We start from the raw sequence: 23,511 nt of genomic DNA on the forward strand, positions 1-23,511 counted from the left end.
AGGGGGATAAACCATAGAGTCACGCACCCATGGAGGCGAAGAACGATGGCTGAGACGTTGCGGAACATCCCGGTGGAGTTGAGTGGGCACAAGTTGCTGGTGTCGGAGGCTCCGGTGGCGAAGACGCGGGAGACGGAGAGCGGGGCGTCGGAGGTGGTGACGAACCCGGTGGATGGGTCCACGTTGTTCGTGGTGTTGCTGTTCGCGAAGCCGCGTCCTCGGGATGGCCGGTCGGCGGGTAAGGGTGCCGAGATCAAGGTGACGTTGGAGACCGACCCGGGTGATGAGGTCGAGGACGGGATGCTGGTCGAGCTGATCAATCCTCGTGTCTCGCACTGGGAGAACGAGCTGGGCGGCCGGACGATGTCGGGCCTGTCGTGGCGCGCGACCGGCGTCAAGCTCGCGGGCTGACCTGAGCCCACCCGACGGCAATTACTGATCGCCGATGTGACTTACTAAGCCCTTTTTTGGGGCTGCCTGTTCTTTGATGAATTCCAGAGTGGACCGAGCTATACCTTTTTCCGGCACGAGTTTGTCGTGTCGGGGGAAGTCATGTTGGCCCCCGGCGGCTGTGTGTTCCGGGGGTCTTCATGGCATCCAGAGAGAGGAGATTCGGTGATGGAGCAGATGACGCAGGGTCCGGTGGGTGTGCGGCGGTCGCGGTTTTGGTATTGCGCGGCGTGCTCGCTGGGCGGTTCCTATGTGCACAGTTTCGATGAGTTTTGCGAGTGGGGTGGTCACACGTGAGCGAGCGAGGCCAGGTGTGGCGGTGCCGCGCCCGGAGCAATGAGGTGTTGTCCCGGGTGTCGACGGTGCGTGCCGATGCCGAGAAGTTGTCGCGGGTGCTGGATGAGAACTGCCCGGCCGCGACGGTGAACATTCCTTTTATCGTTTCGGCGCTGTTGGACGCGGAATCACGCTTGGAGGACACGGCTGAGGAACTGGAGGGGTTGTGATGAGCACACGCAATGGGTTTCACGGGTCCGGCTGCCTCGGCGGCGGCCGCTGACCACGCACGACACCGATTGACCAGCAGGCGAAGGGAGGCAGTGGCGATGGGTGGGCATGACTGTACGGCGTTTTTCTATGTGACTCCGGACGGGAGGGCGACATGCCAGACCTGCGGCAACACCTGGCGCGCATGACCCCCGGGGGTATGGAACGGGTCGGTGAACACACGAGGAAAGGAAGAGCATGGCGCATCCGGCGATCAGTAAGCAGATTGCGATGAAAACTCCGGCGGTGAGTCGCCTGCATGTGTTGGGCAGGTTGATCGAGGAGCTGGACAAGGACTTGGACCGGGTCACGCACCTTCGCGGGGAGGTGGTCGACAAGCGCAAGTACACCGAATTGGAGGACCTGGTGGCGAAGGCCCGGACGCGGTTGACGGCGGTGCGGGACGCGCTCGCGAAAAACGGCGGCACGGTTGTAGCGAAGGGATACAAGTAATGGGACTGCAACGGAGTGACGGGGTGCATCACACGGTGCGCCGGATCGACGGTGACATGAAGATCATGAACAACGTGCTCCGCAAGTTCGGCACCCCACGCTCCATCGGGTCCGAACTACGCGGGTTGAAGGGCGCGGTCGGCGATGTGATCGCGAAGATGGAAATGATCGAACGCCGCCGCTAACCACACACAGTACGACTCGGCGAGGCGCCGCACCCCTCACACACGGGGTGCGGCGCCTCGTCGTGTGTCGAGATCACACATGAGGGAGCAGATACACCATGGGCAAGCAACGCGAAACGAACACGAGTCCGGTCCGGGCCACCGCCGGATGGCTGGCGCGGCACCCCCGGATTGACGCCACCGCCCTAGCCACCGGCGCGGGGGTGTGGTTCGTCGGGTATCAGGCCCTGTTGATCGGCGCGGCCGCGACCGTGGTGGCTGGGGTGTCGTGGCGGGTGCTGGACCGCCCGTCGTTTGATCGGCTGGCGGGCAGGTTGGTGCGGGCGTGGTGGCGCCGGTGGGCGGTGTATCAACGCCAGTGGCACCGCATCCTGTTCGCCTGCGGCCTGATCCAGACGAGCCAGAAGGGCACCAGCCAGGTGCCGAAGGTGCTGTCGGTGCGCAGTACCTGGTGCTGGGACACGGTGCGGGTGCGGATGGTGAAGTCGCAGACCGCTGCGGACTACGAGGCGGTGCTGGACCGGCTGGCGGATGCTTACCGGTGCAGGCGGGCGACGGTGCGCCAGCTCAAACCCGGCGTACTCGCGCTGGATTTCCAACGCCACGAACCTTTCGACACCCTGTCCGTGCCGCTACCGGCACTGCCGGAGAGCGTTGACGAGGTCGACCTGGCGACACTGCCGATCGGGGTCGATGAGTACGGCCAGGACCTGAACCTGAACCTCATCGACGGGATCCACCACCTCTTCGGCGGGGCCACCGGCGCGGGCAAGGGCTCGTTCCTGTGGGGCACGCTGCGCCAACTCGCCCCGCTGATCCGCGAGGGCCTGGTGCGGCTGTGGGTCATCGACCCCAAGGGCGGCATGGAGTTCGGCCAAGGCCAAGCGATGTTTCACCGCTACGCCGACACCGACCACGACGGGGTCGCCCTGACCCGCGAGTACGTGGCCCACATGGACGCCCGCAAGAAACGCCTCGGAACGGCCGGGGTGCGCAAGCTGACGGTCTCGGCGGAGAACCCCATGGAGATCCTGATTTGCGACGAGTTGGCGGCGATGACCGAATACGCCGACCGCGACATCAGCCGCGAATTCGAACCCCTGCTCAGTAAGGCGTTGACGCAGTATCGGGCGGTGCTGGGCCGGGTGCTCGGTGCGGTGCAGGAACCCACCAAGGACAACGTGCCCATGCGCGGCCTGTTCCCCACCAAGATCGCCCTGCGGTTGGACGAATCCTCGTATGTGGACATGTGCCTCGGCGAAGGAGTCCGCGACCGAGGCGCCTTCGCCGACCAAATCCCCGGCTACATGCCCGGCATCGCCTACCTCAAACACGAGGGCAAACGTGAACCCCGCCGGGTGCGGGCCGCCTTCACCGACGACGACGACATCACCGAACTCGTCGCCTTCTGCGCCGACGGACCCGCCTTCGCCGCACCAGCCACCGTCACCCCGCTGACCCGCACCACCAAACCCACCGACGACGAGGACGCCGACGAGATCGAGGACATCGAGTTCATCGACGCCGACGACGACGATCAGGAGGACATCGCATGACCACCGCACTCACTCGACCCGCCCCGCACGGCGGGTATGCGGCTCCCACGGTGGACCGGCATACCGGGGCCGTGTGGTCGCAGACCGCCGACCACCGCGAAGAACTCTGCCGCCTCGTGGTCGACACCCGCTACCCCGAGCAGCCGTTCTACCTGCACGCCAAGGCCGCACTCCGGTTGAACACCGAGAAACCCATGGGGCGGCTGCATGCGCGGGTGTGCCCGACCTGGCGGTGGGCCACCGCCACCGACCTTGACCACCTCACCGAAGGGAGCTGACTCATGCAGCCGTTGTTGCACATCACCTTCACCGGCAAAGGCTTCGCCGTTTTCCTCGCCGTGATCCTCGCCGTGATCGCCGCAATCGGGATCGTCTACCTGGTCTTCGGCCCCACCCCGGCGATCCTGCTCGGCATCGCCCTCGCCCTGTTAATCCAGGGCATCAAAGCCCTGGTCCGCTTCGACTAGAAGGGAGGTGAACACCATGGACACCGACCAGGACAGCGAGGACCTGAAGCCGAGTCGGGCGCATCGCTGGTTGGCGCCGGTCTCGCTGCTGATCGTCGCTTTCGCGGCGGTGATGGGCTGGGCTGCCTCGTTCGTCGGGCTCCATGCCTACGGACAGCACGCGATGGCCGGGTTCGGGTTCTGGACCGCCTGGCTGCTGCCTGCGACCTTCGATGGGGCGGCGTTCGCCTGCACCCTGATGACCTATCGGTCGGCCATCCATGGTCGCTCGGCAGCACGCGGCCGCGCCTTGATGTGGGCCTTCACCGCTGTGTCGGCGTGGATCAACTGGATCCACCAACCCACACCCGACACCCGCCTCGTCGCGGCCGGGCTGCCCGTGGCAGCGGTCGCCGTCTTCGACGTCGTACTCGGCGAACTTCGGGCAGACTACGAAGCCCGCCACGGACGCCAGGCATTCCGGCTGCGCCCCGGCCTGTTGGCCCTACGGTGGCTGGTCGACCGCACCGGCACCGCATCCGCATTTCGCCAGCAGATCACCGGAATCCCGGTGGCCGAACTCGCCGGACTTGCCGCGTCACCAGCCACGACCGAGGCGGCCTCCACGACACCGACACCCCCAGTGGCCCCGGCAGCACCGGCAGCCCCATCCGGAGTGAAACTCCCGGCGGACATGGTCGAGGCCATCCGCCACGCCCACCACGAAGCCACACAGGCGGGCCGGGAGTTCACCGCCGCTGACGTGCGGGCCGTGGTCAAGGTCCCCGAGGCCATGGCCGAGCGAATCGCCACGGATCTGCACACCCGCAACGGACACGCCCTCACCAGCTAACCCGGTGGGGCACCACCACAACTGAATCCCCAACTACTGGCTCGGCGGATGTGTCGAGCCACCCGGGGTTCGGCGCCTCCGCCGCCTTCCGCCACTGGAGGTGACCCCGAATGGCGCCGACGCCCACCGTCGACCGCATGACCCGCCGCCTGCAAGCGGCCGACTACCGCACCTGGCGCGAACAGGTCGAACGCACCGGAGGATGCACCCACCCCGTGCGCATGAGCGGCCACCACTTCATCACCGACAAGCACAGCGGAGACGTGCTCTCCGCCCACCGGGGACAGGTCATGGCCCCCTGCGGCAACCGCCGCGAGAGCGTCTGCGTCGCGTGTTCCGACCGCTACGCCGCCGACGCCTTCCACCTCCTGCGCGCCGGACTCTCCGGCGGCACCAAGGGCATTCCGGAGGCCGTCAGCGACAAGCCCCGATTGTTCGTGACGCTGACCGCGCCGTCGTTCGGCCCGGTCCACAACCGCCCCACCACCCGCACCGGCAAACACCGCCCGTGTGCGTGTGGGCGGTGGCATCACGAACATGACCCCGCCCTCGGCCAACCCCTCGACCCCGAGACCTACGACTACACCGGCCACGTGCTCTGGCAAGCCCACGCCGGAGACTTGTGGAGCCGGTTCCGCACCTACCTGGCGCGGCACCTTGCCCGCGCCGCCGGGATCACCGTCCGCGACTTCTCGAAGCACGCCCGGGTGTCGTTCGCGAAGGTCGCCGAATACCAACGACGCGGGCTGATCCACTTCCACGCCGTCATCCGCCTCGACGGACCCGACGGCGCCGTCGACTCCACCCCCTCATGGGGCTCCACCGAAGTCCTGACCGACGCGGTCCACGCCGCCCACGCCACCAGCCGCCTCACCTCCCCCGACGTCAACGGGCACCGCTGGGACCTGGCCTGGGGTGCCCAGATCGACGTGCGCCCGATCAAACCCGCCAACGCCTCCCACTTCGAGGACGAACACGGCGTGATCACCGACGACCGCCTCGCGAGCTACGTGGCCAAGTACGCCACCAAGGGCACCGGCAAATCCGAAGCCACCGACCGCCCCATCCGCTCGGAAGCCCACATCGACCGATTGCAGGTTTCGCAGCATCATCGGCGGATCATCCACACCGCCTGGACCCTCGCCGCCCCGGTGGCGTGTCCGGCTTGCCACCCGCACGGCGAACACCAAGACGAAGGGTGCGGCTGCGATCCGGGCCACTGCGAGACCTGCAGCGGGGGCGGACTCGTCTCCCGCACCACGAGTGCGCAGTATCTCGGGCAGATCGAGCCGGATGCGGTCGACCCGATCGACTCGCTCAAACTCCGCCGCTGGGCCCACATGCTCGCCTTCCGCGGGCACTTCCTGTCCAAGTCCCGCCACTACTCGGTGACCTTTAAGAACCTTCGCGAGGCGCGGTCGGTGTTCCGTCACGAGGCCGCACTCGACGCTCTCGGGATCGAGGACCCGGACTCGGTGCTCGTGGTCAACCACTGGGACATGACCAGCGTCGGCCACCGCGACGACGACGAACGCGAACTCGCCGCCGCCATCGCCGACAACCACCGCCAAACACGCAAACACCGCCACCACACCGAAAGGAGAGACTGATGATCCGCAACCTCTGGGCACCCACCGACGTCGCCGACTACCTCGGTGTGCCGGTCGGCACCGTCTACCAATGGCGCACCCGTGGCGGCGGTCCTCCCGGGCGCCGCGTCGGCAAACACGTCCGCTACAAGCCCGACGACGTCGAAGCCTGGTTCGACGAACTCGCCGAAGGGGTGATCTGAATGGGACGACCATCATTGCCGCTCGGAACGCACGGTGAGATTCGGTGCTACCTGATAGCAGGCAAGAAGTATAGGGCTCGGACGTTGTATCGCGACTATGACGGCAAAGTTCGGCCCGTGGAGCGCGTCGGATCGAGCAAAACCAAAGCGCGGGACACCTTGCGTGCTGCACTTCGTGATCGTGAACGCGCTGTTGTGGGTGATGAAGTCACGAGGAACACGCGCATGGCGGCAGTGGCAACGTTATGGCTTCGCGAGCTCGACGAGTCCTCGAAGGCGTACCGCACGAAGCGGACGTATCAGGAAGCTTGGGAACGTGATCTGTCTGCTGCTGTGGCGGATCTCCGCGTTTTCGAGGTGACCGTCTCGGTTGCGACGCGGGTACTTCGCAGCATTCGCGACACTGCGGGCACTGGCAGCGCGAAGCACGCAAAGGTTGTTCTGAGCGGGGTCCTTGGCCTGGCAGTCCGCCACGACGCGCTGGACAGCAATCCGATGCGAGAAGTGGTGATCGGAACCCCTGCCAGGGACACCGGCAAGGGGCCCGGAGACAAGATGGTGCTGACCAGCGAAGAACTCGTTGGATTGCGGCGACATCTCCGCACCTCGTGTGATGCCAGCCGCTACGAACGACAGGACTTGCCGGACCTGGTGGACATGCTCTCGGCGCTCGGCTGCCGCATCGGCGAGCTTCTTGCGCTGGACTGGTCGAAGTTCGATGCCGGACGGGCGACCCTCGCCATCGAGGGCACGGTTATCCGTGAGAAGGGTGTCGGCCTCAAAGTCCAGTCGCACACGAAGTCGTCAGCGGGAATGCGGACTGTACAGATACCGAAGTGGGCCGCCAAGACACTCGTTCGCCGTAGCCATGAGGCGACGACCGAGTGGGTCTTCCCGGCCGCGAATGGGCGACTTCGTGACCCGGACAACACGAGGAAGATGCTACGTAAGGCGGTAGCGGCGACATCATGGATGGGCCTGCACCCGCACGCGTTTCGACATCTGGTCGCCACGAGGCTGGACGAGGCGGGGCTATCCGCCCGGGAGATCGCTGATTACCTCGGCCATGAGCAGGTGAGCATGACGCAGGACGTCTACATGAACCGCAAGTCGGTGGGAAGCTCGGCTGCCGACGCGCTCGCGGATATCGAGCCGGAGGGCTGAGCGCAAAGGTGGGGGAAAGATGGGGGTTGATCTTAAGCTAGATCAACCCCCATTGCTGTGACCTGGTGTTTTGTGCCCCCGGCAGGGTTCGAACCTGCGACCTAGAGATTAGAAGTCTCTTGCTCTGTCCTGCTGAGCTACGAGGGCCGGTGCACCCCGGCGGGCATCGTCGACGTGCAGCAAGCAAGGGTAATCCTAGGCCCGCCGCGTGGTCGTGTCTGCGTTGTGGCCGTTGTCGAGCCGGTATCGAACGGCAAGCTGATCGACAGCTCCGTGGGTGAGCGTGGGAGGCAGCCGGGACCGAACCTACGGTTGAGTAGCCTCTCCGGCATGGCTGAACTCGTCTACCCGCCCGTGATCCTCGCCTGCAAGGCGATGTTCCGAGTGCTGGACCTGAAACTCGACGTCCGGGGCGCCGAGCACATTCCGCGCGGGGGCGGGGCGGTGATCGCCTGCACGCATCAGAGCTACCTCGATTTCATCTTCTGCGGTCTCGGCGCGCAGCCCGCGAAGCGGCTCGTGCGGTTCATGGCCAAGCAGGAGGTGTTTTCGCACCGCGTGTCCGGTCCGCTGATGCGGGGTATGCGGCACATCCCGGTCGATCGCAACTCGGGAAGGCGTCCTACGACGAGGCCGTCCGGCGCCTGCGTGACGGTGAGGTCGTGGGGGTGTTCCCGGAAGCGACGATCAGTCGTTCGTTCACCGTGAAGGACTTGAAGTCCGGTTCGGTGCGGATGGCTGCCGAGGCCGGGGTGCCGATCGTGCCGATGGCGATCTGGGGCACCCAGCGCCTGTGGACGAAGGGGCGGCCGAAGAACCTCACCCAGCGTCACGTGCCGATCTCCATCCACGCGGGCGCCCCGATCACCCCGGACACCGAGGCCGTCGACGAGGCGACAGGGCAGCTGCGCGGCGAGATGCAGAAGCTGCTCGACTCGGCGCAGGCCGAGTACCCGGCCTCGCCCGCCGACGCGGACGACCGCTGGTGGCTTCCCGCACACCTCGGCGGCACGGCACCGACACCGGCGGAAGCAGCCGAGATGGACCGCGCTCGCCCCGAGTGAACACTCAGCCGGGCGGGAGCTTGCGCAGCGCGGCTCCGGTGAGGCCGTGCAGTGCTTCGGCGGTGTCGGCGGCGCTGGCCCCGTGCAGCGAGAGCAACGTCACCAGTGTGCTGTCCTCACGCACGGCTGTCGTCGCTGCGCACGTCTGGTAGACCTCCCGCTTCTCGCAGTACAGCCACGTCGAGTGCCCCTCGATCGCGGTGGCGGTCCCGCCCGGCTGACGAGCCGCGGCCTCGGCGAACGGCACGCCGAAACCGGCGGCTGCCGCGTTCTGCTCGAACCGCAGGCCGTGCGTGCAGATGCCGGGCCCGGGATCGTCCGGTCGCGGTGGGCCGACCGGCTCGCCCACGGCGGTGAGGTCCTCGGGTGCGAAAAGGACGCACGGGTCGATGTCGGTTCCGCGAGGCTGCGGAATCGTCGGCGGCGGCACCGGGCTCGCGTTCGACGTGGCCGACGCCGCGGTCTCGTCGGGTGCCCCGAAACCGGCGGCGGGTTCCGGATGGCCCGCGATCTGCGTGCCGCACCCGGACAGGCCGAGCGCGACCGCGGCCAGCGGGGCGAGAAGACGACGGACCGGGCGCACGACGAGCACAGTAGTAGCCGCCTGTGTCGTCGCGCACGTGTGATCACCGCCCGGAGGCACGCCTCCTGGTGGGTACGTCCGCACCTGCGGTTACGCTCGGTTCGTGGCATCGGAATCGGCGGGGGAGACCATCACCCGCAGGCATCGCTCCGGATCGAACACCGTCGGAGTTCTCGTCGTCACGGCCGTGCTGCTGGCCGCGTTCGTCGCCGTGGCGCTTACGGCCTTGTCTGCCAGCGACGTCTACAGCCTCTACGGTCTGCCCGACCCGGGCACGTTCACGAAGTACGGGCTGTCCGTTGCCCGGTTGCTGACCGAGGCGGGTGCCGTCGTCAGTATCGGCTCCCTGCTGCTGGCCGCGTTCGGCATTCCCGCGCAGCGGTCCGGCGCGCTCGCCGCCGACGGGTACGCGGCCGTGCGCACCGCCGGGTGGGCCGCGCTCGTGTGGGCGGTGGCCGCCGCGTCGCTGGCGCCGTTCACCGCGGCCGACGCCTCCGGTCGCCCGGTCACTGAGGTGCTCAGTGCCGAGGTGTTCTTCGGCCTGTTCGGTGCCATCGCCGAGGTCCAGAGCTGGACGTTGACCGCGCTGGTCGCCGCGCTCGTCTTCGTCGGCTGCCGCCTCGTGCTGTCGTGGGGCTGGACGGTGACGCTGTTCGCGCTCGCGCTCGGCGGCCTGATGCCGATGATCGCCAGCGGTCACTCCGCGAGCGGTGGTGCCCACGATCTCGCGACGAACAGCCTGCTCATCCACCTGTACTCGGCGACGCTGTGGGTCGGCGGACTCGTCGCGCTACTCGCCCACGCCGCGCGCGGAGGAGCCCACCTCGGTCTCGTCGCGCGCCGGTACTCGGCGGTCGCGCTGGTGTGCTGGGGCGCGCTCGCGTTGTCCGGGATCCTCAACGCGCTGGTGCGCGTCCCGTTGACGCAGGTGTTCACCACGACCTACGGGGCGCTGGTGCTCGTGAAGACCGCGGCCGTGGTCGTGCTCGGCGTGTTCGGCTACCTCCAGCGGCAGCGGGCGGTGCGGCGCATCGCCGACGGCGGCGCGCGATCGCTGATGCAGCTCGGTGCGGTCGAGTTGCTCACCATGTTCGCCACCTTCGGCGTCGCGGTCGCGCTGAGCCGAACGCCGCCACCGGCCGAGCTCGGGCCCCCGCCGGGGCGCACCGAGCTGCTCATCGGCTATCCGGTCGAGTTCGCGCCCACCGCCGCCCGGCTGCTGTTCGACTTCCGGTTCGACCTGATCTTCGGCACGCTCGCGCTGGTCCTCGCAGGGCTGTACCTAGCGGGGGTGCGGCGGCTGTCGCAACGAGGCGACCAGTGGCCCGTCGGGCGCACCCTCGCGTGGCTGTGCGGCTGTGCCACGATCTTCTTCGCCACCAGCATGGGCGTCGGCGTGTACGCGCCCGCCATGTTCAGTGTCCACATGGGACAGCACATGCTGCTGTCGATGCTGGCGCCGGTGTTGCTCGTGCTCGGCGGTCCCACGTCGCTGGCGTTGCGGGCGCTGCCCGCGTCCGGAAAAGATGCGCCCGACGGGGCGCGCGAGTGGCTCGTCGCGTTCCTGCACTCCCCGGTGACGCGGTTCCTGACGAACCCGTTCGTCGCCCTGGCGCTGTTCGTCGGCTCCTTCTACGCGCTGTATTTCTCCGGCCTGTTCGACGCCGCTCTGCCGCAGCATTGGGCGCACCTGGCGATGAACGCGCACTTCCTGCTCGTCGGCTACGTCTTCTACTGGCCGGTCATCGGGGTCGACCCGGCGCCGCGGCCGCTGCAGCCACTGGCGAAGGTCGGTCTGGTGTTCGTCTCGATGCCGTTCCACGCGTTCTTCGGCATCGCGTTGATGATGTCCAACACCGTGATCGGGCAGAACTTCTACCAGTCGCTGGCCCTGCCGTTCATGACCGACCTGCTCGCCGACCAGCGGCTCGGCGGCGGCCTGGCCTGGGCTTCCGGCGAGGTGCCGCTCGTCGTGGTGATGCTCGCGCTGCTCATCCAGTGGTCGCGCGCCGACGCACGTCAGGCACGCCGGATCGACCGCAAGGCCGACGCCGACGGCGACGCCGATCTCAGCGCCTACAACGCGATGCTGCAGCAGCTCGCGGACAAAGACTCCGGCCGCTCGTCGTCGTGACCCCGGGCGGTGCGAAGCCGACACTGACTCGCCACTACGATTGAGCGTATGGCCGAGTTCATCTACACCATGAAGAAGGTGCGCAAGGCGCACGGGGACAAGGTCATCCTTGATGACGCCACGATCCAGTTCTACCCCGGCGCCAAGATCGGCGTGGTCGGCCCGAACGGCGCCGGCAAGTCGACCGTGCTCAAGATCATGGCCGGACTCGAACACGCGGACAACGGTGAGGCCTTCCTCTCGCCCGGCTACACCGTCGGGATCATGCAGCAGGAACCCCCGCTGAACGAGAACAAGACCGTCCTCGGCAACGTCGAGGAAGGCGTCGGCGAGATCGTCGAGAAGCTGCACCGCTTCAACGCGATCGCCGAACAGCTCGCCACGGACTACACCGACGAGCTGATGGAGGAGATGGGCAAGCTCCAGGAGGAGCTCGACCACGCCGACGCCTGGGAGATCGACTCCCAGCTCGAGCAGGCGATGGACGCGCTGCGCTGCCCGCCGCCGGAGGCCGAGGTCAAGAACCTCTCCGGTGGTGAGAAGCGCCGGGTGGCGCTGTGCAAGCTGCTGCTGAGCAAGCCCGACCTGCTGCTGCTCGACGAGCCCACGAACCACCTCGACGCCGAGAGCGTGCTGTGGCTGGAGCAGTTCCTCGCCAACTACGAGGGCGCCGTCCTGGCCGTCACACACGACAGGTATTTCCTGGACAACGTCGCGGGCTGGATCCTCGAGCTCGACCGTGGCCGCACCTACCCGTACGAGGGCAACTACTCCACCTACCTGGAGAAGAAGCAGGAACGGCTCGCGGTGCAGGGCAAGCGCGACCAGAAGCTGCAGAAGCGCCTCAAGGACGAGCTGGAGTGGGTGCGCTCCAACGCCAAGGCGCGCCAGACGAAGTCGCGGTCGCGCCTCGACCGCTACGAAGAGATGGCGGCCGAGGCGGAGAAGACCCGCAAGCTCGACTTCGAGGAGATTCAGATCCCGCCGGGCCCCCGCCTGGGCAACACGGTCGTCGAGGTCGAGAACCTGCGCAAGGGCTTCGGCGACACGGTTCTCATCGACGACCTGTCGTTCAGCCTGCCGCGCAACGGCATCGTCGGCGTCATCGGCCCGAACGGTGTGGGTAAGACGACGCTGTTCAAGACGATCGTCGGTCTGGAGGAGCCCGACTCGGGCACCGTGAAGGTCGGCGACACCGTCAGGCTCTCCTACGTCGACCAGAACCGGGCGAGCATCGACCCGAACAAGAACGTGTGGCAGGTCGTCTCCGACGAGCTCGACCACATCAAGGTCGGCCAGGTCGAGATGCCCTCCCGTGCCTACGTGAGCGCCTTCGGTTTCAAGGGCGCCGACCAGCAGAAACCTGCCGGAGTGCTCTCCGGCGGTGAGCGCAACCGGCTCAACCTGGCGTTGACGCTCAAGGAGGGCGGCAACCTGATCCTGCTGGACGAGCCCACCAACGACCTCGACGTCGAGACGCTGAGTTCGCTGGAGAACGCGTTGGAGAACTTCCCGGGCTGCGCCGTGGTGATCTCGCACGACAGGTGGTTCCTGGACCGTGTGGCCACGCACATCCTCGCGTGGGAGGGCACCGACGAGAACCCGGCGAAGTGGTTCTGGTTCGAGGGCAACTTCGAGGGCTACGAGCAGAACAAGATCGAACGCCTGGGTGCCGAAGCGGCTCGTCCGCATCGCGTCACGCATCGCAAGCTGACGCGAGGCTGAGCGGGGAGGTGCCGTGCACGGTTCGGGCCCGGGCCGGGCGGAGGACGATCTGCTGAATCCGGCCCGCCGGATGCGCTGGCGGGTCCCCGAGCTGACCTTGCTTCTCGGCGACCGGTTGACCGCGCAGGCGCGGCTCGCCGGTGACCGCTCGTTGCGGTTGCGGGCGGAGACGCTGGCCGTGTTCGCCTCGAACCGGCTGGGACGGTCGATCGCGGTGACCGAGCGGGCGATCGCGGCCACGCACGACGCCGCCGAGGGCCGGGCGGGCGTGCCGCACGAGTCCTTGCCGGAGCTGCGGATCGAGCTGGCGTGCTGCGCCCGGGTCGCGGGAAGCGCGCACACCGCGCTGCGGGTGCTCGAGCCGGTCCTCGCGCAGGACCGGATCGAGCCGTCGATTCGCGCCCACGCGCTCGTCGAGATGAGTGCCGCGCTACCGCCGGACAGCCGGAGCACTGAGCGCGCCGAGGCGTGTGCCGAGGCCGAACGGCTGTACTCGGCGGCGCCGGAGCTCGACGAGGACACGGCCATGCTGCTTCGAGCGCGGGTGTCCGCTGTCCGCGCTGGGCACACACGTCGGGAGGGTGCGGCCTCGGAGGCGGTGACCGCCGCGGAGGCGGGCCTGGAGTTGCTGGCCGCGATGCCCGACCCGGAGGCCGACAGCGGCGAGGTGCGTTCGCTGCTCGTGTTGGAGCGGGTCCACGGGTTGCTGGATCTCGGTCGGCACGAAGCCGCGCTCGCCGCGGCCGACGAAGTCCTCAACCGGCCGGTGCGTGCGGCATCGGCGAAGTCGGTGGGCTGGTTGAGACTGGCGATCGCGACACGGGTGCACCTTCCGGCCGGTGACCACGACGCCGCTCTCCGGTTGCTCGCCGAGTCGTCGACGGATGCCGAGCGACACCACTGCGGTGAGGTGCACGCGGAGTCGTTGAGCGTCCTCTCGCAGGTCTACGAGCGCACCGCCGAGTACGAAACGGCGCTGCGATGCCTGCGCGACGCGTACGGAATCGAGCGCCGGTGGCGGACCGCCGCGCACACGGCGCGGGTGCGCGTCCTCGAAGAGTTCCCGCGGATTCCGGCGCCCACCGTCGTACCGCAGCAAGACAGGCGCGAACCGGTGGCCGAGCCCGAGGCGCCTCCGGGCGAGTCCGCCCCCGCCTTCTCCCCGCAACGGTCGCTGCCCGAGCAGGAGAGCGCACGCGATGCGGCGCGGCGACTCATGGAGACGCTCAGCGGCACTGCGGCCTCCTCCGAGGTCGCTGCGGACCTGATCGGCGATCCTCACGACGAGGTACCGGCGGGACCGGACTGGGCGGTGACGGTCGAGGACCGGATGTTCGGTGGGCCGGAACCGGTGCTCGTTGACGACCTCTCGACAGCGGTCGAGGACACGCCGGGTCACGGGGTCGGCGAGACGTCCGACGGACGATCCGAGGACGAGCAGGTGCGGTCGGCCGGTGACGAGCCGACGGCGTTCTCGTCCTTCGCCGAGCACATCCTCGCCACGCTGGCTGAGGAGTCTGCCGGCGAGCGCGCCGAGTCCGAGCCCGCGCCCTCCGGCGGTGCGTCGCTCGACAGGGCCCGGCCTGAGCAGTCCGAGCGTGAGCCTGAGCGGAACGTGTTGTCCGGCCGGGCACCGGGTGTGCTGGCCTCGATGTTCGGGTTCCCGGTGGACGCCGGCGCTGCCGTCCCGTCGTTCACCGGTAGCAGGCGAGTGGCCGAACCGGACGTTGAACCGGACGAGGAACCCGTCCCGGACGAGCGGAGGGCGGGGTTCGAGCCCGAGCGAGAACTCGACGGACCGGCGGAGCGAGCCGAGGTCACCGCGATCATGCCGGTGATCGCCACGCCACCGGCCGACCCGGCCGTCCCGGATTCGGCTCCGGCATCGGAGAACCCCGGCGGCGAGTCGGAGCCGACGCGCGTCGAGGACCCGGCGCCCCTGGGGACGGGCTCGTTCGAGGCGTTTCCGTCGGCGGCGAGTACGGACGGAACCGGCGCCTTTCCGGCCGCCCTGGCCGAGCCTGGCCCGGATGACCAGGCTGGTGAGGGGCGGCGTTCGCGCGGCAAGTCGCTCGCCGAGATCCGGGCGGGCCTCCGTGGGGCTCCCGAGGCGCCTGTCCCCGGTACCGGTGGCCGCCGCAGGCGCGCCGAACCCGACGAGGAGCCGACAGCGCGTGAAGCCGTGCTGCCCGAGCCGACGGGCCACGAGCCCATCGGGGACGCGCCGACCGAGCTCGAGGTCCTGGGCACCGGGTCGACGGGGTCCGAGCCGACGCTCCACGAACCGCCAGAGCCCGAGCCGAGCGGCGATTCCGTCGCGGCGAGCGCCGAGGGGGACGCTCCTGCGGAGCGCGCGCTGCGCGCTGTCGGTTCGGCCAAGCATTCCCGCGCCGGACTCGCGGACCTGCTCACCGAGGCCCTCATGGCCTACGAGACCGGGCGGCGCGGCGAGCCCGTCGCCGAAGAACGCCCCACCGGAACGGACTCGGGTGGGCGTACCGGCGGCGATGTGTCCGGAATCACGCTCGGATCCGAGACCGGCACCGTGTCGGTCCGGGGTGGTCCGCGCAGGTCAGCCGACAGGGAGGAAGGCCGGGACACGCGGGCACGACACCGGCACGGCGGTTCCGACCAGCACACCTGGACACCTCGCGTCCGGTGAGGTCGTGGGGGCCTTCGAGTGGCGCCGCTCCCGGCCGCTCGCCCACGGGGACGTGCGCAGGCTCTAGGGTGGATGCGTCTTGGCACAACGAGGTGCCGTGAAGCGTGGAGCTGCCTGAAGATGACCTCGAATCCCGGACAGGTGGAGACCGAAGTGACCCGGCGAGCCCAGCGGGAGACCGCGATCACCGCTGCGCACGACGACCCGGAGCAGGCCAGGGACAAACTGCTGGACCGGGCCGCGGAGTCGGCGCCGGAACTCTCGGACCTGTTGCACAAGTATTACCGCCACGTTCCCGCCGAGGAACTCGCCGACGACGACCCGAACGACCTCGTGGGGGCGCTGCGGTCGCATCGTGAGCTCGCCCGCCACCGCGCCTCCGGCAGACCGGTGGTGAAGATCTTCAACCCGAGCCGGGCCGAGGACGGCTGGCAGTGCGGGGCGACGGTCGTGCAGACGGTGGTCGACGACATGCCGTACCTGGTGGACTCGGTGATCGCCGAGCTCGGCCGGGACGGTGCGCAGGTGCGACGCATCATTCACCCGATCATCGTGGTGCGCCGCGACGTCGCGGGTGAACTGCTCGAGGTGCTCGCCGACGCCGACCCGTCGTCGCCGCCCGCCGACGCGCTGGCGGAGTCGTGGATGTACGTCGAGGTGGACCAGGTCACCGACCCCGAGCGGGCGCGCACGCTCGAACAGGGTCTGGGCACCGTGCTCAACGACGTGCGGGAGGTCGTCGAGGACACCGAGCGGATGATCAGCACCGCGCGCGGCCTCGCCGAGTCGCTGGAGGAGAACCCGCCGTCATCGGTGGACCAGGGACACGCGGCCGACGGTGCGGGGCTGCTGCGCTGGCTCGCCGACGGGCATTTCACGTTCCTGGGCTACCGGCACAACGAACTCGTCCGCGACGACGACGGCACCCCCGCGCTGCGTGCGGTGCTGGCCTCGGGGCTCGGGGTCCTGCGCAGCGACAGTCTCGCCGCGCGCAGCCTGACTGCGGGTCCGGACACGGCGGCCAACGCGTTGTCGAAGGACCTGCTCGTGCTCACCCAGGGCAGTGCTCCGTCCACTGTGCACCGAGCGATCCACCCGTACTACGTGGGCGTGAAGACCTTCGACGACAACGGCGAGGTCACCGGCGAACATCGGTTCCTCGGCCTGTTCACCACCACCGCGCTGCACGAGAACGTGCTCGACATCCCGGTGATCGAACGCGGGGTGCGTGAGGTCATCCACCGCGCGGGCTTCCCGATGGAGTCCTACTCAGGGCAGCGGATGCTGGAGGAGATCCAGAACTACCCGCGCACCGAACTGTTCTCCACCGACATCGACACGCTGCAGCAGACGATCACCGGGGTGCTCGCACTCGCCGAGCGTCGCAAACTCAAGCCCTTCATCCGGCGCGACCCGTTCGGCCGGTTCTTCTCGTGCCTGGTGTACCTGCCGCGCGACCGGTACACGACGAGTTCGCGGCTGGCGATGCAGGAGGTGCTGCTCGACGAGCTCAGCGGGTCCAGCCTCGAATACAGCACCCGGGTCGGCGAGTCGACACTCGCTCGGGTGCACTTCATGGTCCACACCGACCCCGACCGTTCGGGCGAACCGGATCCGCGCCGGATCCAGGAGCGGCTGGAGCGTGCCATCCGCACCTGGGACGACGAGATGCTCGACCAGGTCGACCAGGATCGGGCACGCAACGGGCACCGGATGGGTGTCTCGGAGGCGCTCAACGAGGTCGCGCAGCGCTACTCGGCGTCGTTCCCCGAGGCGTACAAAGAGGATTTCGACGCGAGCGAGGGCCTGGTGGACCTGGGCCGCCTGCATTCGCTGGCCGAGCCCGGCGATCTCGCGATGTCCTTCTACCTCCCGAAGGACCCCGAGCCGGGTGAACGCCGGTTCAAGATGTACGTCGAACAACGGGTCACGCTCTCGCAGGTCCTGCCGGTGTTGCAGAGCATGGGCGTCGAGGTCGTCGACGAGCGGCCGTACGAGGTGATGCGCGAGAACGGCACCCGATGCTGGATCTTCGACTTCGGGCTGCGGCTCGAACCGGGGCTGCTCGACGCGGCGGGGCCGGAGCGTCTCGACTCGCTGCGGGAACGGTTCGAGGAGGCCTTCCGCGCCGCGTGGCGGGGGCAGGCCGAGGTCGACCGGTTCAACGCGCTCGTCCTGCGCGCCGGGTTGAGCTGGCGCGAGGTGTCGGTGCTGCGCGGGTACGCGAAGTATCTGCGTCAGGTCGGCACCGCCTACGGGCAGGACTACATCGAGAACGTGATCCTCTCGCACAGCACCACGGCGGTCGCGTTGATGCGGCTGTTCCAGGTGCGCTTCGACCCGTCGGTGGACGACGCGACGCGTGAGTCCCAACAGGACGGTCTGGTCGCCGAAGCCACCCGGCTCATCGACGAGGTCACCGGCCTCGACGCGGACCGGATCCTGCGCGGCTACCTGAACCTGATCCAGGCGACGCTGCGGACGAACTACTTCGTCGCCGACGGGCAGGGGAACCTGCGCTCGTTCCTGGCGTTCAAGCTGGAACCGCAGGCGATCCCCGGGCTGCCGGAACCGCGCCCGCAGTTCGAGATCTTCGTCTACTCGCCCCGCGTCGAGGGTGTGCACCTGCGATTCGGCTCCGTCGCCCGGGGTGGCTTGCGCTGGTCGGATCGTCGCGAGGACTTCCGCACCGAAATCCTCGGTCTGGTCAAGGCGCAGGCGGTGAAGAACGCCGTGATCGTGCCGGTCGGGGCGAAGGGCGGCTTCGTGGTGAAGCGCCCGCCGCTGCCGACCGGGGATCCGGGCGCGGACCGGGAAGCGAACCTGGCCGAAGGGATCGCGTGCTACCGCAGCTTCATCTCCGGGTTGCTCGACCTCACCGACAACCTCGCAGGCGATGGGGTCGCACCGGCCAGAGACGTGGTGCGCCACGACGGCGACGACAGCTACCTGGTGGTGGCGGCCGACAAGGGCACCGCGAGTTTCTCCGACATCGCCAACGAAGTCGCCGAGTCGTACGGATTCTGGCTCGGTGACGCGTTCGCCTCGGGCGGGTCCGTCGGCTACGACCACAAGGCGATGGGCATCACCGCGAAGGGCGCGTGGGAGAGCGTCAAGCGGCACTTCCGCGAACTCGACGTGGACACCCAGAGCCAGGAGTTCACCGTCGTGGGTGTCGGGGACATGGCCGGTGACGTCTTCGGCAACGGCATGCTGCTCTCCGAACACATCCGGCTGGTCGCCGCGTTCAACCACATGCACGTGTTCATCGACCCGGACCCGGTCGCGGCGAGTTCGTTCGCCGAGCGCCGGCGGCTCTTCGACCTGCCACGATCCACATGGGACGACTACGACCGTTCGATGATCAGTGAGGGCGGCGGAATCTGGCCGAGGTCGCTGAAATCGATCCCGCTGAACCCGCAGATCCGTGCGGCGTTGGGCATCGACGAGGACGTCCAGCAGCTCTCGCCGCCGGAGCTGATCAAGCACATCATGCTTGCCCCGGCGGATCTGCTGTGGAACGGCGGCATCGGCACCTACGTGAAGGCCAGCACCGAGTCGCACGCCGACGTCGGGGACAAGGCGAACGACTCGGTCCGGGTGGACGGTGACCAGCTGCGGTGCACGGTCGTGGGTGAGGGCGGCAATCTCGGACTCACCAGCCTCGGGCGCATCGAGTTCGCCCAGAACGGCGGCAAGGTCAACACCGACGCGCTGGACAACTCGGCCGGGGTGGACTGCTCGGACCACGAGGTCAACATCAAGGTGATGCTGGACCAATTGGTCGCGCAGGGCCGGCTCGGCGGCGAGCAGCGCAACGCATTGCTCGCCGAGATGACCGACGAAGTGTCGGATCTGGTGCTCGCGGACAACTACCGGCAGAACGCCGTGCTCGGTGTCTCCCGGGCGCACGCCGCGCCGATGCTGTCGGTGCACGCCCGGCAGATCACGGCGCTGGAACGCAACCGGGGCGTGGACAGGGAACTGGAGGCGCTACCGACGCCGAAGCAGGTCAAGGAACGGGACAAGGCGGGCGAGGGGCTCACTTCTCCGGAATTGGCGACCCTGTTGGCGCACGTGAAGCTTTCGCTCAAGGACGACGTACTCGCCTCGGGGCTGCCTGACGCGGACGCGTTCGCCTCGAAGGTGCGGGACTACTTCCCGACCCCGTTGCGTCAGCGCTACGCCGAGGCGATTCCGGCGCACCCGCTGCGCCGGGAGATCACCTCGACGGTGATGGTGAACGAGGTCGTCGACGGCGCCGGTGTCTCCTACGCGTTCCGGTTGTCGGAGGAGATGAGCGCCGAGACCACCGACGCGGTGCGGGCGTTCTTCGTCGCCACCGGCGTCTACGACCTGCCTGCGCTGTGGCGGGAGATCGACGCTCTGGACAGCGTGATCGCCAGCGACGTCGCGGACTTCATGGTGCTGGAGACGCGGCGGCTGCTCGACCGTGCCTCGCGGTGGTTGCTGTCGAACCGGCCGCAGCCGTTGGCGATCGGTGCGGAGATCAGCCGGTTCCGGCCGGTGGTGGCGGAATTGTCCGGCGCGATCCGCGGAATGCTGCGCGGCGGCGCGGCGCAGGCCGCGGCCGAACAGCGGGACAAGCTCGTCGCCGACGGTGTGCCGGAGTCGCTGGCCGAACGCGTCGCGGTGTTGCTGGACACGTTCTGCCTGCTCGACATCACCGAGGTCGCCGAGCTCGCCGAGCGGGACAGCAGCTCGGCCGAGTACACCGCAGCGGAAGCGGCGGAGGTCTACTACGAGCTCTCCGAACACCTCGACATCGAGCGGTTGCTGGTGGCCGTCGGTGAGCTGGAACGCGGCAACCGGTGGCACTCGTTGGCGCGGCTCGCGCTGCGCGACGACCTGTACGCGTCGGTGCGGGCGATCACGGTCGACGTGCTGCGCGCCGGGGACCCGGGCGAAAGCCCGCAGAACAAGATCGCCTCGTGGGAGCAGGCGAACGCGGCTCGGCTCGGCCGTGCCCGCGCGGCATTGGAGGAAATCAAGCGCTCCGGGCGGCTGGACCTCGCGACCCTGTCGGTCGCGGCACGCCAGCTGCGCAGCATGGTGCGCTGACGGTGAACCGGGTGTCCGGTCGCGCCGGACAGCCGGATCCGTCGAGTTCGAACAGAAGGGAAGTCGGTGGGCGCTTACGTTGCCGAGGTGCCGGTTCGGTGGTCCGACATGGACGCCTACGGACACGTCAACCACGCGCGGACGGTCACGCTCCTGGAAGAGGCACGCGCGTGCCTGCTGTTCCAGGAGGCGGGCCGCCGCGGGCTCCGTGGCTTGGCCGACGGCATGGTCGTCGCCCGAGTCGCGATCGACTACCACTCGCCGGTGGTGTATTCGGCGGGTCCGTTGCAGGTGACGATGTCGGTGCGGGAGCTGCGCGCCGCGTCGTTCATCGTCGACTACACGGCCCACGCGGGCTCGGAGGCGTCGGTGGCCACGGCGGAGACGCTGATGGTGCCCTACGACGTGACCGAGGGGCGTCCGCGTCGGCTCAACGACTCGGAGCGGGCGTTCCTGCAGGAATGGCAGGTCGCCACGACGAACACGGAGCCGCTGCGTGGCTGAGTTGCGGATGCCGGACGCAGTCGAGCGCGACGATCTCGGCGCCTTCGTCGCCCGGGTGGTGCGCCTCGACGATCAGGCCGTGGTGCGGATGCGCAATCGTCCCGGCACGGACCGGCTCGACGTGTGGGCCCAGACGCCGTTCGACGCGCTGTGCACCCGGGTGGTGGGTGGCGAGGTCGAACCGTCGGACGTCACCTCGGCGGGCGGTGAGTTGCTCGCGACGTTGACGGTGGCCGGTGGACCGGTGATGGACCCGGGGCCGCCCAAGGACCTGATGTGGCGTTCGCAGCTGCCGCCGGCGGAAGGCTGGAAGCGGGTCGACGACCTCCCCGCCACGGTGGTGTCCGAAGTGGCCGAACACGGCGTCGGGGTGGCGAAGGAGAACGTCGGTCCGAAGGGCACTCCGCCGGCCTCGCTGATGGATCAGGAGGTGTTCACGGTCTCCGGCTCGGGTTACGAGGTGACGGTGCCGCTGCGCTGCCTGTTCGTGCTCTCGGGCATGGGGTTCCTGCCGCAGCAGCCCGATCCGGACGAGATCGTGCGGGTGAGCGCCACCGACGCGTGGCTGCGGCTCGACTCCCGCTTCGGCGCGGTCGTGCGTCGCCGCCACGCCCTCCTCCCCCTCCTGATGTGAGGCGAACGGCACTCTCGCCTCACCACACGAGGCGAACGTGCCGTTCGCCTCACGGGGTGGAGTGGTGCGAACGGCACTCTCGCCTCGTGTGACGGGGTGAGAGTGCCGTTCGCACCACGGGGGGCCCCGTCAGGCGTCGCGGGGCAGGCTCTTGGGCTTGAGGTGGGGGAGGAGTTCGCAGACCCAGCGCACCGACTCGCTCACCGCCGCCTCGAGCGGCCCGCGGACGAACCGGCGGCGCCACAGCACCGCGAACAGCACCGAGAACACCAGGAACACCTCGGACATGTAGACGTTGAGCCACGCCACGAAACCCGTCGGTTGCGAGCCGTCCTCCGGGAAAGCGGGAAGGTTCGCGATCCCTTCGCTGGCCGGACCCAACGCGGCGATCTCGGCCAACTCGGGTGACACGCCGCTGAGCGGCCAGCCGCCCACGGCGACCTGCCACGCCAGCACCATCGCGTGCAGCGCGTAGAGGGTGAGGCCCATCGAACCGGCGAGCGCGAACGGCTTCAGCGCGCGCCCAGCGTGGTCCGCGAGTTCGAGGCACACGGCAAGCACCGCCATGCACACGCCGAGCCCGCCCACCATCTCGAACGTGCTGCCGGTGTGCGGGGTGGCGGCCAGCAGCCAGTCAGCGTGGCCGACGGCGACCGTTCCCTCCGGCGGCATCAGCCCGTCCGGTCCCCACTGCGGCCGCACGCCCGCGAGCGTGACCAGCAGGGACGAGGACGCGTACGCGACGACCGCAACGACGACTCCACCGAGTCCGAGTTTCAGCCGCACCACCCGGTCGCGCAGGTCGCACCGTCCGATGGCCATGCCCGCGAGCACCAGTCCGAGGTACGAAGCGGCAGGGTAGAAGCGGTACAGCATCATGTCGACGAGCCCGAGGTGCGCGATGAGATGCCCCGGGTCTACCGAGTTCACCATGGCCACCATGTTCGTCAACGCCTCGTCGGAGGCCAGCCAGTTCCGCAGCACGAACGACAACTGCGGACCCAGGACGAGCACCGTTCCCGCCGCGATCGCCAGACCACGCGCCGGCATCCCCACGAACGGCAAGGACAGCAGGAAGTACAGCCCGTAGAACGCGATGATGACCGTCAGCAGGAACCCTGTCGCCTCGGTCGCCTTCGCCAGCGCGACACCCAACAGGATGAGCAGCACTCCGCGCACCGCGATGCGCGTCCGCGCCGCCCGCAGCGCCTCACCGGTCGGTGGTGTCGTCCGGCCGGACAGCAAGGCCAACGACACGCCTGCGAGCACCGTGAACAACGCCGTCGAGCGGCCGCTAAAGGCGAAGAAGGTCACGTGTTCCGCACGGCCGTCGACCACCGGGACTCCGAAATGGACGCCGAGCATCCCGACGATGGCGAGGAATCTGGCCAGGTCCAGGCCGACGAGCCGTCGCGTCCGAGGCGTGCTCGCAGCCTCCGGCAGCACAGCAGTCATGGCGTCCACGAACCGGAAACTCGGGGAATCGGAATACCCCGAAAGATACCCAGCCCCGGTCGACACCCCGCACCGCAGGGGGTTCAGGCGAGGCGTACATCACACAGCGGCGAACAGGCGCGCGGATGGATCTGCCAAGAGGGTGCGGAGCGGGGCTGTGGTCAGCAACGGTGCACCGACGGTTGTCTCGCTGGCTGCGCAGAGCCGCCGCGGAACCACCAAC

Annotated in this window: 19 protein-coding genes, 1 tRNA gene and 1 pseudogene; 18 read left to right on the forward strand and 3 right to left on the reverse strand. The window is 68.6% G+C overall.

The features are described 5' to 3' along the window. Window positions 1–45: 45 nt before the first annotated feature. From GIY23_RS06025 to GIY23_RS06075, 11 genes are all read left to right on the forward strand, one after another. Window positions 46–411 (forward strand): hypothetical protein, encoded by a 366-nt coding sequence (locus tag GIY23_RS06025; RefSeq protein ID WP_154075752.1) that lies wholly within the window; start codon window positions 46–48, stop codon window positions 409–411. 392 nt (window positions 412–803) lie between these two features. Continuing rightward, window positions 804–956: a hypothetical protein gene (locus GIY23_RS06030; protein ID WP_154075753.1), complete on the forward strand. Its 153-nt coding sequence runs from the start codon at window positions 804–806 to the stop codon at window positions 954–956. A gap of 286 nt (window positions 957–1,242) precedes the next feature. Then, window positions 1,243–1,449 carry a hypothetical protein gene (locus GIY23_RS06035; protein ID WP_187352043.1) on the forward strand — a complete coding sequence of 69 codons (207 nt, stop codon included), beginning with the start codon at window positions 1,243–1,245 and terminating at the stop codon, window positions 1,447–1,449. Further along, window positions 1,449–1,634, forward strand: a complete 186-nt coding sequence (locus GIY23_RS06040) for a hypothetical protein (protein ID WP_154075755.1) — start codon at window positions 1,449–1,451, stop codon at window positions 1,632–1,634. Before GIY23_RS06035 ends, GIY23_RS06040 begins: the two co-directional genes overlap by 1 nt. Window positions 1,635–1,732: 98 nt before the next feature. After that, window positions 1,733–3,190, forward strand: coding sequence for an FtsK/SpoIIIE domain-containing protein (locus GIY23_RS06045; RefSeq protein ID WP_154075756.1), 1,458 nt, complete (start codon window positions 1,733–1,735; stop codon window positions 3,188–3,190). After that, window positions 3,187–3,468: a hypothetical protein gene (locus GIY23_RS06050; protein ID WP_154075757.1), complete on the forward strand. Its 282-nt coding sequence runs from the start codon at window positions 3,187–3,189 to the stop codon at window positions 3,466–3,468. The genes GIY23_RS06045 and GIY23_RS06050 overlap by 4 nt, the downstream gene beginning before the upstream one ends. Window positions 3,469–3,471: 3 nt before the next feature. After that, entirely contained in the window at window positions 3,472–3,657 is a 186-nt protein-coding gene (locus GIY23_RS06055; RefSeq protein WP_154075758.1) for a hypothetical protein, read from the forward strand. Between the two features lie 16 nt (window positions 3,658–3,673). Continuing rightward, window positions 3,674–4,489 carry a DUF2637 domain-containing protein gene (locus tag GIY23_RS06060; RefSeq protein WP_154075759.1) on the forward strand — a complete coding sequence of 272 codons (816 nt, stop codon included), beginning with the start codon at window positions 3,674–3,676 and terminating at the stop codon, window positions 4,487–4,489. Between the two features lie 110 nt (window positions 4,490–4,599). Beyond that, window positions 4,600–6,099: a replication initiator gene (locus GIY23_RS06065; RefSeq protein WP_154075760.1), complete on the forward strand. Its 1,500-nt coding sequence runs from the start codon at window positions 4,600–4,602 to the stop codon at window positions 6,097–6,099. Next, the gene (locus tag GIY23_RS06070; RefSeq protein WP_154075761.1) at window positions 6,099–6,281 is read left to right on the forward strand and encodes a helix-turn-helix domain-containing protein; all 183 of its coding nucleotides are present in this window, start codon (window positions 6,099–6,101) and stop codon (window positions 6,279–6,281) included. The genes GIY23_RS06065 and GIY23_RS06070 overlap by 1 nt, the downstream gene beginning before the upstream one ends. Window positions 6,282–6,398: 117 nt before the next feature. Then, window positions 6,399–7,445 carry a tyrosine-type recombinase/integrase gene (locus GIY23_RS06075; protein WP_187352044.1) on the forward strand — a complete coding sequence of 349 codons (1,047 nt, stop codon included), beginning with the start codon at window positions 6,399–6,401 and terminating at the stop codon, window positions 7,443–7,445. A gap of 73 nt (window positions 7,446–7,518) precedes the next feature. Here GIY23_RS06075 and GIY23_RS06080 read toward each other — a convergent pair. Beyond that, window positions 7,519–7,592 (reverse strand) — tRNA-Arg (locus GIY23_RS06080). A gap of 228 nt (window positions 7,593–7,820) precedes the next feature. On the opposite strand from GIY23_RS06080, the pseudogene GIY23_RS06085 reads away from it, so the two are divergent. Next, window positions 7,821–8,509 (forward strand): annotated as a pseudogene (locus GIY23_RS06085) (lysophospholipid acyltransferase family protein). 4 nt (window positions 8,510–8,513) lie between these two features. Here GIY23_RS06085 and GIY23_RS06090 read toward each other — a convergent pair. Then, window positions 8,514–9,092 carry a DUF3558 domain-containing protein gene (locus GIY23_RS06090; protein ID WP_228717572.1) on the reverse strand — a complete coding sequence of 193 codons (579 nt, stop codon included), beginning with the start codon at window positions 9,090–9,092 and terminating at the stop codon, window positions 8,514–8,516. 130 nt (window positions 9,093–9,222) lie between these two features. Here GIY23_RS06090 and GIY23_RS06095 point away from each other — a divergent pair, with 130 nt between their 5' ends. The 6 genes from GIY23_RS06095 (at window position 9,223) to GIY23_RS06120 (ending at window position 21,833) form a co-directional block, all read left to right on the forward strand. Then, window positions 9,223–11,226, forward strand: coding sequence for a cytochrome c oxidase assembly protein (locus GIY23_RS06095; RefSeq protein WP_407646864.1), 2,004 nt, complete (start codon window positions 9,223–9,225; stop codon window positions 11,224–11,226). A 48-nt stretch (window positions 11,227–11,274) separates the two neighbouring features. Next, complete coding sequence (gene ettA, locus GIY23_RS06100) at window positions 11,275–12,951, forward strand: energy-dependent translational throttle protein EttA (protein WP_154075764.1); 1,677 nt, start codon at window positions 11,275–11,277, stop codon at window positions 12,949–12,951. A gap of 13 nt (window positions 12,952–12,964) precedes the next feature. Further along, window positions 12,965–15,613, forward strand: a complete 2,649-nt coding sequence (locus GIY23_RS06105; RefSeq protein WP_154075765.1) for a hypothetical protein — start codon at window positions 12,965–12,967, stop codon at window positions 15,611–15,613. 120 nt (window positions 15,614–15,733) lie between these two features. Continuing rightward, the gene (locus tag GIY23_RS06110) at window positions 15,734–20,695 is read left to right on the forward strand and encodes an NAD-glutamate dehydrogenase (RefSeq protein ID WP_154075766.1); all 4,962 of its coding nucleotides are present in this window, start codon (window positions 15,734–15,736) and stop codon (window positions 20,693–20,695) included. Between the two features lie 66 nt (window positions 20,696–20,761). After that, the gene (locus GIY23_RS06115) at window positions 20,762–21,199 is read left to right on the forward strand and encodes an acyl-CoA thioesterase (RefSeq protein ID WP_154075767.1); all 438 of its coding nucleotides are present in this window, start codon (window positions 20,762–20,764) and stop codon (window positions 21,197–21,199) included. Then, window positions 21,192–21,833, forward strand: coding sequence for a hypothetical protein (locus tag GIY23_RS06120; RefSeq protein WP_154075768.1), 642 nt, complete (start codon window positions 21,192–21,194; stop codon window positions 21,831–21,833). The genes GIY23_RS06115 and GIY23_RS06120 overlap by 8 nt, the downstream gene beginning before the upstream one ends. Before the next feature lie 129 nt (window positions 21,834–21,962). Here GIY23_RS06120 and GIY23_RS06125 read toward each other — a convergent pair whose 3' ends face one another. Continuing rightward, window positions 21,963–23,288, reverse strand: coding sequence for a heparan-alpha-glucosaminide N-acetyltransferase domain-containing protein (locus tag GIY23_RS06125; protein ID WP_154075769.1), 1,326 nt, complete (start codon window positions 23,286–23,288; stop codon window positions 21,963–21,965). Window positions 23,289–23,511 lie beyond the last annotated feature (223 nt).

This window comes from Allosaccharopolyspora coralli (assembly GCF_009664835.1).
GTDB classification, from domain to species: Bacteria; Actinomycetota; Actinomycetes; order Mycobacteriales; family Pseudonocardiaceae; genus Allosaccharopolyspora; species Allosaccharopolyspora coralli.